The sequence below is a fragment of the Deltaproteobacteria bacterium genome, from assembly GCA_018668695.1.
Taxonomy (GTDB): Bacteria; Myxococcota; XYA12-FULL-58-9; order XYA12-FULL-58-9; family JABJBS01; genus JABJBS01.
The window spans coordinates 1-9932 of sequence record JABJBS010000296.1; the positions used below are offsets into that span (position 1 = coordinate 1).

The following is a 9932-nucleotide window of genomic DNA, read 5'->3' on the forward strand; positions in this document are numbered from 1 at the left end:
GCTTCAACGTCTTGACCAGTTTACCATTGTCAGTTCGCAACGAGATATCAGTGCCGTGAAGACCATCGGCATTTTTCAAATCAATTGTCACACCCGTTCGCGCGGCATTCACCAGCTCACGCGCCAGAGCATCACGTTCCTTGGCAGATATCTTTCCGTCGGCCAAAATCGATTCTGCTAAATGCAGTTCGTCACCCACGGCCTCGAAGTTTTCAAGCATTGCCGCTTTTGCACTGGCACCGAGTTCTTTACCATCGGAACCTCGAATACTTATTTTATCAGGGTCCAGGGCTCCGCCAACACGTCCTGTCGCGTCGTCTCTTACGAGTTCTTGATGACCTAAAATGTGACGGCTGACTGCATCAGCCATTTCATCTTTACCAGCATGAATTTCAACCGAGTCTGGCTTATGTAGAGGCACACTTGCCCCACGAATTTCAAAATACTGCATCTTTGTTTTTTCGGGGTCGATGCGTGCCCTAAGTTGCTCTACTCGTTCCTTGAGCATGGGGATGGGCTTGTCTGCTTCTGCCATCGCCGCATCTTTATCTTTTTGAATTTTCTCTGTGTATTTGATGCCGGGAATGACAAAAAGAATATATCCAAGCACCTGCAAAACACGTTCAAGAATAGACCATTCACCTGCGGCCGCCTTGTTTCTCTCAGCCTTACCAAGTACCTGCTCTGCAACATCTAGAATCGATTGTAGGTCTTGTCCGCCCAATTCATGTAGCTGATTGTTACCTTGAATACCGCCCAGCGAATCACGAATACTATCTAGCTGAAGCGCGGCTTGCTCCCAGTTGGGCGTATCACTCGCTGCTACAGTTGCGCCGAGCGCTCCAACCTGCGTCCGAAGTGTTTGAACATCTTCAATGCCCGCCATTGGGCCCGATGGAACCCGCGGCCCCCCAATCCCTTGTACCATGCTCGTATCCCCCTGCGGCTAAGACTAGCAGAACAAGCAATTGAATTGGAACGGTCACGCCGGCCCCCCATCCTACCGCCGAGTGTTCGCTTAGACGGCCTCGGCAGCTTAATGTATGCGAAGGTAGGCAGTGTTTCGGCCCCTGTCTCCAGCATCGAACTCAAATCTCACGGTGCCAAGCCAACATTTTAGAAAAATCCACCGAAATTACGACCGGTTAATCACACAACTAAAAGTGGCCGCGTCTGAAGCTCTCTCAAAAGTCTAAAAAACGTTCCAATATCGAACGCTTAGATAGCCATGCATAGAAAACCTTACAGCTATGACTTTGGCATCAAACCTGCAGATTCATGGATGAACGAAACAAGATACAGACCGAGCAGCCAGTATCTTACTTTAGGTTATCAGGGGTTAACATGCAGTTCATTAAAACTATTACTCTCATCGCTTCTTTCGCTATTTCGCTCAGCGCTTGTTCGGTAAACCAATCCGACTCTGATGCGGATGTCCAACTGGACGTGGTTGGCGCAATCACGCAAAGCGGTGCACTTACAAGCTGCGGCGGCTTTTGGGGTTGGCTCTCAAACGACTGCGATGAAGATTTAGAAACTCAAGAAAGTAGATGCCTGGGTTTAACCAATGCGCCGGGAAACTCCTTTCAAGGTCCCGGAACCTGGGACGCTGAAAATCGCGCCTGTGTTAACAAGTGGCCATCACCGATCTGCTATGGGATGCTCATGAATAGCTGCTCAAAAACCGGAACGGAAGCTACCCATCAGTGTAGCGCTTGGAACCCTGCGTGTCGTGTCATGTGCTCTAAATGGGACGGTATGCGTTTTGGTAACTACTGCTCAAACGACTGGTGGACGGCCAATCCCTAACAGGCTCGACCCGGTTAAGAGTTTTTCCGTCACCTCAATCATTAAATCCCTTGGCTCAAAAAATTTCACTACCGGAGCCCTCAGAGAGTTATGACCCCAGTTATCTTGCTTTAAGAGCGGTAACTGGTTAGCATCTTTTGATATCATTACCGGGAGAAAAGATGCCTAAGGTACCTCCACCCATCAAGCAGCCTGCTCCAGCACCGAACAGTGTTGGTGATACAGCTTCTCCCACTGGATGCCCACATCTTGCAGGAGCCGTTACCCAGACCGATCCAGCCAAAAATGTAGATTCCCCTAAGCGTGGTGCAGTGAATCCTTTCGAACACTCACAGGGCATTCCACAAGAATACCGTGAGCGCGTAAATGCCGATAAAATACCGTGCCCCGCTCTTTTATCGCTATACAACAATGGTGACTTGAAGCCAGAGTCTGATGGCTCAATCAATATGGAAGATTTAGATAAAGCACTTGGTTCGCTGGGACTCGGACCATCAGTGCGAGGCGCATTGGTAAAGGTCGCCGATGGCACCGATAAGATACCGGACACATTCAATCTCTTTAACCTTCGAGATTCCAATATCGACCATACGGGCTCCACAGGAATCCGAGATCCCAAAGTGGATCCAGAAAAACTCGATACGTTCTTAAGCTTCGGCACTGAGGGCCGGCTCTATGCCTCCAACCTGGCGGAGGCGATGGACCACTTCAACGCCATCGACCCTGGCCTAAAGGGTACCGCAATTGAAACTCTGGAAATGACGGCACTGCTCCAGGTTTTCGGCCGAGAAGACGAAAGCCGTGGTGGTGACCGATATTTTACCGAACAAGATATTAAAGGATTATGGCTCGATGGTCGGTACCCAGAAGACTGGACAGCTCGGCCAGTCGACGATGTTAGCCTAACTGAAGTTGGCCTCGTTGGGGCGAAGATAGGGATCTCTAGAATTTGGGATGCCATCACTGCCCCCATTAAAAACTTTTTCTCGTCTATTTTTTCCTAAAACAAGACAGGCACAACACTTAATTCGTTGAACCAATAACCTGCGCGTAATGCCTCAAGCTAAGTGTTATAATTTTCCCTCCGGCATACTTACACCATGGTCAGCTACGGCCCGAAACCGACTCATTTCCAATTTCATAACAGTTAAAATCTGAACAGAGTCCTGTTACCCGATAACTGATATAACAAATACCGTCCCTGCTTGAGAATATTGATTTTTAGTGTTACCCCGAATCGTCCACGAGCGGAGTTTCATGGTGTCTCAGCCCAATATACAAATCGAAGATTCATCGGCTTGGCAAAAAGTCAACGTTAGGCCACTCCACCCGCACGAGGTCACCAACCAGGGTGGACCCGATATCGTAAGGCTCGTCGAACCCATCGATGTAGGATCCCCTGAACTTCTCAATCAGTTACTTCGCGAAGGTAAAGACAAACTCGAAGAGCTCATCGCAGAGCACGGCGCAGTCATGTTTCGTGGCTTCAAAGTAGACCCACCACGGTTCAGACAAGCTGTCCTTAGTGCATACAAGGCCTCGCGCTACATTTGGATGATGCCGATGTCGCCTAAGCTGGCCCGCTTCTTTTTGTCTCTTCCCCTTATCGGCCCTTTTCTCAACTGGTTCTTGGGGGTTATCGAAGCCTGGGCCACCGGTCGGACCCTCACCCAAAAAGACGCCTCGACACTCGCCTACGAGGACAATATCCAATTCCCCCACCACGAGTTCGGTATCTTCTTTAATATACCGCGCGTCATCGCGTTTCTCTGTGAGAAGCAAAGCAATACAGGTGGTGAAACTCTCTTCTGCGACGCGGAAATCGCATGGAGCGCTCTAAGGCCAGAGCTGAAATCTCACTTCGAAACTGCCCGTTTTATCCGCTATAAAAACGAAAACCAGTTCCTTCCCCCACCATTTACCGCGCCAGCATTGCTAGTACACCCCAAAAGTGGAGTTCCCAGCCTCAACCTAACCGGATACCATCATCAAATTGTCGCCGAAGAAGGTCAACGCCTCTTCCCGGAAGCACGTATCGAACTTGGCAACTACGACGAAAACTTCATGTTTAAACCTACCCTTGTTGATGCTGCCGGTAACCCCGTCGAGCTAAGTGAGGCAGACTATCGAGAGATTATCTCAGCCCACCTTGCACAAGGCGTACTGCTGCCATGGAAGGAAGGCGATGTCCTTTTTTGCGATAACTACAAAATTGTTCACGGGCGAATCAACGGTGGAGACCCGCGAAAGGTTCTTCAAGTGATGCTCTGTGACTACCAGCAAAACCAAACCCGCTTTTTCGCCTAAACCAAGAGCCACCTGCGCTCCGGTGAAGACTCGTACTCAAGCGATTCAGCGGCATTCAATACTGACGCTTTTTCATTTTCTGAATTCATGAATTGAACAATTCCGTATGTACTAGACCATTGTACAATCAGGTGTTTTAGCGGGAATAGCCATATTCAGACGTTGAGTTTTCGTGATGTTCTTGTAGACACAAGACATGAGAGAAGTGCCTTACATCGCGATTTGCCTCGCCCTAGTCTTCCCAGTGATGTCCCTTGCCGCAACGCCCTCCGGTAGCGAGGCCGAGGACAAGGCCGAGACATCCAGCGAAAGCGCAAAATCGTCTACGGTCCCAGAGGGACTTAGCCCCGAGGACTATCAACTCATTGTGGATGCATTGGGTTCTGAAGCAGGGTCGTCACCAGAAGCGCTCCAATTAACAGCGCCAGCGAGCGTCCCTGAACAAAGCCCAACCGTTCAAGGCCAGTCTTTCATGAACCCCGCCATCGCACTCATCGCGGATATCGCATTGGCTTATTTCAGCTCAGATGAGCCGCTCCAGCTTGGCGCGCACGACCCGACACGAACGGGTTTCACTTTGCAACAACTCGAACTCCATGCCGAAAGTAAGGTAGACCAATATTTCGACCTTCAAGCCAACCTGGTTTTCTCTGAATACGGCGTTGAAATAGAAGAACTCTATGCACAAACCCTCTCACTCCCATGGTCATTGCAAGTGCGCGTAGGTCAGTTCTTGATCCCTTTTGGTCGTATCAACCCAACCCACCCACACACTTGGAGCTTCGTTGACCAGGCACTCATGGTGGGAACCTATTTTGGCGGCGAAGGTGGACGCGGCATGGGTGTCGAAACATCCTGGCTACTGCCCATTCCTTGGTATGCGAAAGCCGTTATTTCCGTGAACCAAAATGCTGGTCAATGCTGTGCATCGAGCTACTTTGCCGGGAGCCTGCCGACCATTAATGGGCCTGAAGACTTTCTCTACACTGGGCGCATTGAGCAATTTTTAGAGCTCTCTGACGATTGGTCGCTCCTCTTTGGAGCATCTTATATGCTGGGAGAGAACCAAAGTGGCCGCGGCAATCAGTCTCACTTGCGTGCAACCGACCTCCTCATCAAATACAAACCTGTCGACTCCAGCGAACGGTTTTACACCAGTCTGCAAATCGAATGGGTTCAACGCGATCGGCAGGTACCAGGACAAACCTTTCAAACCCACGCTGGTTACGCTGAGTTAAAATCCGGGCTCAATCCCTACTGGGAGGTAGCCACCCGAGCGGAATGGGTTGCCGTCCTGGGCAGCGGCCCCCTCGACGACTCTCTCGAAGGAAACCGCAATCGCTATGCTGGCCAAATAACCTGGCATCCTACCCACTTCTCAAGGCTTAGACTCCAAGTGTCCTACGATATGCCAAGCTGGCGCGAAGAAGGCATCTGGGCTTCAATGCTGGCCCTTGAAGTACTCGCTGGGGCCCACGGCTCGCACACTTATTGAGGTTACAATGACTCGCTTATTGATGTTCCTAGTTTTGACTGCTTTGACTACTCCAGCCCTCGCTACGGTTAATGTGGTGACAACTTTACCGGAATACGCTGCGCTTGCTCGGGATATCGGCGGCAATGACGTTCGGGTCATAAGTCTTACCAAATCAAGCCAAGACCCTCATTTCATTGATGCTAAGCCCAGCTACATCGTAGCTCTCAATAATGCAGATCTCTTCATTCTTAATGGCCTGGAGCTAGAGATTGGCTGGATTCCTAGCCTCTTAACCCAAGCACGTAATCCTCGTATTCGACCCGGCGCCTTCGGACACCTCAATGCCAGTCAATTCGCGGGTAAAATTCTAGATAAGCCCACGGGAACCATTGACCGCTCGATGGGTGATATCCACGCCGGGGGTAATCCACACTTTAGCCGTGATCCTGCTCGTATGAGCTTGGTCATCAAAGAAATTACAAATCGATTATGTCGGCTTGCGCCTGCTTCCAGTGAAAGATTCAAAGCAAACTCGAAAACTTTACAAGACCAGCTTTCGAAACTCTTAAAGGCAACCAAAGAGAAATGGTCAAAGCTTCCAGCTCAGGCTCGCCAAGCCATAGAGTATCACAAGAGCTGGTTGTACTTGTTCGATACACTCGAGATTACGGTTCCTATCCGTATCGAACCGAAGCCTGGAGTGGCGCCGTCACCGGCCCACTTGGCCAAGGTCGTCAACGTCGTAAAAAGCAACAATATTAAAATTTTACTGCAAGAGACGTCTTATCCCTCGAAGCTGATGTCGACCATCGCCAGGATAACCAAGGCTCAGCGAATTGTTGTCAGCAGCGGCCCCGATCTCGACCGTAATCAAGACTATATGTCTTACATAACGGCACTGATGGATACTCTTTATAAGGCAGTAACGTCAGGGTCAGCACCATGAGTTTACCTTCCTTGCGCTGGTCATTGACCGGTCTCCTTTTTGTCGCCTCGCTGACCTCCTGCATACTGCCACCGGGCGAAGGCTGGGTCCCCATTGAACTTAATGTTCAAGCAGTATTTGAGAGTGATGGACGCATCCAAGAAAATGGGCGCTTTAAGACGTCCAAGAATTATGAGATTGAGTTTGGTTCAGTCGAACTGCTTGGCCTAGGTTTTCGCCTTGAGGCGTTGGCCGCAGCTCAGGGTCTTGTTGTTTTCGATCCACAAAATCCACCTGAAGGATACTCCCTCTGCCACAACGGGCACTGCCATTCAGCAAGCGGAGAACTCGTTGACTATGAAGACATTCAGGAAGAGCTGAACCAGGCCAGCGGCGCCTCCGGGCTCGCTCTATTCCAAGAGCTTCTTGGCCCTATCAACTTCCAAGAATTCGGTGCCACCTCATCTCAAACTTTGGAATTGGGACCTTGTAACGACACCTACCAAGTTTGTGATATTGGGCAAGACAACCAACTCACAAATGTTCTATTCGAGCCCACACGCATCGTTTTGAGCTTCAAGGTATTTCATCCCGAGTATCTCCCGGAAGACGGGCTCGACGTTGATCAAAGTCTCGAATTCAAAACACCCGTCTCACTAACTCTCGATGCAGATTCTGGCTCAGTGAATACAGCAATTCCCCTTCAGCTGGTTTTACAAAAGTCTATTTGGGACAGCATTGAATTTAAAAATGCTCTTACCGAGGAGCCCTCTTCTACTAGCTGGGATGAGTCCCTGCTTCTAGCTCTTTTACAAACGGCTCTGCTTGAGAATCTCAAGTTAAGTCAAATCTAAATTCATTAGTCTTGAGGTATTTATCATGAAGAAGTTTCTAACAATTACTGCTGCTCTTTCTATTTCACTCTTTGCTGTAGCTTGTGGCGAAGCCGATGATCACGACCACGAAGGTCCCAGTGACGTGAGCCTTGAAGCAGAAGCATGTGAACACATGGCCGAGGGACCTGCTACTGCGGTAACTGCCGGTACCAGCGAAGCTGAAGCAGCCAACACCAGCACCGACGACTGGATGCACAAACGTGTCGACATCACCCTCTCTGATGACGGCAATGGCGGATTCTGGGGATTCGTAACTTACGAAGCAACTGAAGCTGCAGAATACGCTTTCTTCACTTCTGGCGAATTAACAGTGCAAATTGACGGTGTAGATGCAGAAGCAACCAATGCCGTTGCTGAGTGCACAGATGTTGCAAACGAACTGGTATTTGATCTGACCGTGGGCGAGCATGTTGTATTTATTACATCTGCATCAGCAACAGTGTCACTGATTGCAGAAGAAAAAGCTGGCGACCATTCTGACCATGCAGACGAAGACCACTCAGACGAGTAGTCTCGCTAAGGCTTGCTTTACCTTCCGAGAAAAACATAGCCCTTACCCATTAGATTTCTTGATCGACGAAACTCAAGCGGTCGTCATCGGCGAGTACGTCTTCAGATTCAAATCTGAATTACCTAGAGCGTCGGCGAACCAGTCCCAACCCTAGCAAAAGAAAATACAAGGGACCGACCGGTGTAGCGGCGCAACCGCCCTCGTCCGCCTCGGGTTCCGGCCCCGGTTCAGGCTCGGGTTCCGGCTCAGGATCAGTTGTACCCGGCTCAACGGGCCGGTCATCGGTGTCATCACACGCATCGCCAACACCGTCACCATCAACGTCATCCTGAGCCTGATTCGGAACTTCAGGACAATTATCGACCTCATCAGTAATTGAATCACCATCTGCATCAGAATCACAGACATCGCCCAAGCCATCATCATCGGAGTCTTGTTGTGAAGCGTTGGATACTTCAGGACAATTGTCTGAGCCGTTAAGGACACCGTCGCCGTCTAAATCGTCATCACAGAGATCACCTAAATCATCACCATCTGCATCTAACTGTTCGGGGTTCGGGATGCCCTGGCAATTATCAATGGTATCAAGAACGCCATCACCATCTATATCGTCATCACAATCGTCACCTGTCCCATCACCATCGAAATCTTGTTGTTCCTCATTGGGCACGTGAGAACAATTATCAAAGCCGTTAACATAGCCATCACCATCGAGGTCCGAGTCACAAACATCCCCTACACCATCTTCATCTAAGTCTTCTTGGTTCGGGTTTGGTATGAAGAAACAATTATCAACGTCGTTGGCAGCGCCGTCGCCATCCCAATCATCATCACACAGATCACCGACGTCATCGTCATCACTGTCGAATTGGCCTGGGTTGAAAACGAGCGGACAGATATCAGTGTCATTGGCCACCCCATCGCCGTCCACATCGTCATCACAAAGATCACCATAGGCATCTTCATCTAAGTTCGCTTGATCAAAATTAAAGAGGTTGTAGCAATTATCCAGAGCATCATCGACGGCATCGTTATCCGAATCGCGATCGAGGTAATCGGGAACATCATCCTCATCAAAGTCTCGTGGAAAGACGTCTGCATCGGGCGCACCTGCTTCTATTGCATCCAAGACTGAATCACCGTCAGAGTCGTCGTCCAACGCATCGATGATTTCATCACCGTCTGTATCCCGTGGCTCTAGTTCGTCTCCAAACTCTAATCCGTCCTCAAGGCTATCATCGTCAGAATCCAGCGAATCAGGATCTAAGCCCCATAAGATTTCCAAGTCGTTTCCGAGAGAATCCCCATCTCGGTCATCGTCACACGTATCCCCAGTACCGTCGGCGTCCATATCCAAGCCATCATCCACAAGTCCTGGACACAGGTCTTCATCATTTAAGAAACCATCACCGTCAATATCGTCATCGCAAGCATCGCCAATATCATCACCATCGAAATCCGCCTGAGTACCATTGGCCTCACCAGGACAATTGTCCAAGCTATTTGGTAAACCGTCACCATCAGAATCCCCACCGACTAAAGCAGTAACCGTTGCCAAACCGGAGTTATTCAATCCGTCCGACACCCGGTAGGTAAATTGGTCAAACCCATTGTCACTTGTGGTCGGTGTATAAGTGCCTACAATCCCAGCCCAGCTAAGCGTCCCAAATTCGGGCTGGTCTACGACTGTTACCGCCAGTTCATCGCCATCGATATCCGAGGCATCTAAGGTAAATTGCCAGTCAGTCGTATCGTTGACTTCAATCAGTTGGTCATTGGCAACCGGGGCATCGCTCTGATTAACAACTGCGACCTCGACATTAGCAGGCTCACTCGAACTACCAGAATCATCCAGTGCAACATAGGACCAGCTGTCTGCGCCAAAGTAGTTCGGTAAAGGTGTATAGGTGGCTATATCGGATTCAATCGTCACTTCACCATGAAGAGGAGCCACGGCCACTGCGAATGTAAAGCTGCTGCTGTCCACATCCGTTGCTCCTAAGCCGA

General features: G+C 49.8%; 9 protein-coding genes. 7 read left to right on the plus strand and 2 right to left on the minus strand.

Features of this window, described 5'->3' with window-relative positions; genetic code table 11:
* Positions 1 to 928: hypothetical protein (locus tag HOK28_15770; GenBank protein MBT6434557.1), on the minus strand; the 928-nt coding region annotated here is incomplete at its 3' end.
* Positions 929 to 1344: 416 nt separating this feature from the next.
* Here HOK28_15770 and HOK28_15775 point away from each other — a divergent pair.
* The 7 genes from HOK28_15775 to HOK28_15805 all read left to right on the plus strand — a co-directional run bounded on the left by HOK28_15775 (position 1345) and on the right by HOK28_15805 (position 7925).
* On the plus strand, positions 1345 to 1809 hold the full coding sequence (locus HOK28_15775; protein MBT6434558.1) for a hypothetical protein: 465 nt from the start codon (positions 1345 to 1347) through the stop codon (positions 1807 to 1809).
* Positions 1810 to 1970: 161 nt separating this feature from the next.
* Positions 1971 to 2813: a hypothetical protein gene (locus HOK28_15780; GenBank protein MBT6434559.1), complete on the plus strand. Its 843-nt coding sequence runs from the start codon at positions 1971 to 1973 to the stop codon at positions 2811 to 2813.
* A 256-nt stretch (positions 2814 to 3069) separates the two neighbouring features.
* Positions 3070 to 4116 (plus strand): TauD/TfdA family dioxygenase, encoded by a 1047-nt coding sequence (locus tag HOK28_15785; protein ID MBT6434560.1) that lies wholly within the window; start codon positions 3070 to 3072, stop codon positions 4114 to 4116.
* Between the two features lie 196 nt (positions 4117 to 4312).
* A complete protein-coding gene (locus HOK28_15790; protein ID MBT6434561.1) occupies positions 4313 to 5611 on the plus strand; it encodes a zinc-regulated TonB-dependent outer membrane receptor in 1299 nt (432 codons plus the stop codon).
* A gap of 7 nt (positions 5612 to 5618) precedes the next feature.
* Positions 5619 to 6539: a zinc ABC transporter substrate-binding protein gene (locus HOK28_15795; protein ID MBT6434562.1), complete on the plus strand. Its 921-nt coding sequence runs from the start codon at positions 5619 to 5621 to the stop codon at positions 6537 to 6539.
* On the plus strand, positions 6536 to 7372 hold the full coding sequence (locus HOK28_15800) for a hypothetical protein (GenBank protein MBT6434563.1): 837 nt from the start codon (positions 6536 to 6538) through the stop codon (positions 7370 to 7372). The genes HOK28_15795 and HOK28_15800 overlap by 4 nt, the downstream gene beginning before the upstream one ends.
* Positions 7373 to 7397: 25 nt before the next feature.
* Positions 7398 to 7925 (plus strand): hypothetical protein, encoded by a 528-nt coding sequence (locus tag HOK28_15805; protein ID MBT6434564.1) that lies wholly within the window; start codon positions 7398 to 7400, stop codon positions 7923 to 7925.
* 118 nt (positions 7926 to 8043) lie between these two features.
* Here HOK28_15805 and HOK28_15810 read toward each other — a convergent pair.
* Positions 8044 to 9932: hypothetical protein (locus tag HOK28_15810; protein MBT6434565.1), on the minus strand; the 1889-nt coding region annotated here is incomplete at its 5' end.

Coding starts and splice junctions, on each gene's coding strand:
- HOK28_15775 (MBT6434558.1), top strand. CDS start 1,345: ATGCAGTTCATTAAAACTATTACTCTCATCGCTTCTTTCGCTATTTCG.
- HOK28_15780 (MBT6434559.1), top strand. CDS start 1,971: ATGCCTAAGGTACCTCCACCCATCAAGCAGCCTGCTCCAGCACCGAAC.
- HOK28_15790 (MBT6434561.1), top strand. CDS start 4,313: ATGAGAGAAGTGCCTTACATCGCGATTTGCCTCGCCCTAGTCTTCCCA.
- HOK28_15795 (MBT6434562.1), top strand. CDS start 5,619: ATGACTCGCTTATTGATGTTCCTAGTTTTGACTGCTTTGACTACTCCA.
- HOK28_15800 (MBT6434563.1), top strand. CDS start 6,536: ATGAGTTTACCTTCCTTGCGCTGGTCATTGACCGGTCTCCTTTTTGTC.
- HOK28_15805 (MBT6434564.1), top strand. CDS start 7,398: ATGAAGAAGTTTCTAACAATTACTGCTGCTCTTTCTATTTCACTCTTT.